A 524-nucleotide genomic window follows, 5' to 3' on the forward strand; every position below is an offset into this window, starting at 1 on the left:
CAGATCACCGTTTATCTGGGAAAAACGCTGGATGACGATGCCGCGGCGCGGGTGGTGGGCCAGCTGCAGGCGGAGCAGGGCGTCGACAAGGTAAACTATTTGTCCCGTGACGAGGCGCTGGGGGAATTCCGTAACTGGTCTGGCTTTGGCGGCGCCCTGGATATGCTGGAGGAGAACCCGCTGCCGGCGGTCGCCATCGTGGTGCCGAAGCTGGATTTCCAGAGCACCGAGGCGCTGAATACCCTGCGCGATCGGGTATCGCGGATCCAGGGTGTCGATGAAGTGCGGATGGACGACAGCTGGTTTGCCCGTCTCTCCTCGCTCACCGGGCTGGTAGGACGCGTGTCGGCGATGATCGGCGTGCTGATGGTGGCGGCGGTGTTCCTGGTGATCGGCAACAGCGTGCGCCTGAGCATCTTCGCCCGCCGCGATACCATTAACGTTCAGAAGCTTATCGGCGCCACCGACGGCTTTATCCTGCGTCCGTTCCTCTACGGCGGAGCGATGCTGGGCTTTTCCGGCGC

At 63.2% G+C, this 524-nt stretch carries 1 protein-coding gene; it reads left to right on the top strand.

The window, feature by feature from the left end:
• The coding region (locus HHU12_RS34850; RefSeq protein WP_169661254.1) for a permease-like cell division protein FtsX at positions 1 to 524 on the top strand (524 nt) is incomplete at both ends.

Source organism: Flammeovirga aprica JL-4, assembly GCF_012844305.1.
Taxonomy (GTDB): Bacteria; Bacteroidota; Bacteroidia; order Cytophagales; family Flammeovirgaceae; genus Flammeovirga; species Flammeovirga aprica.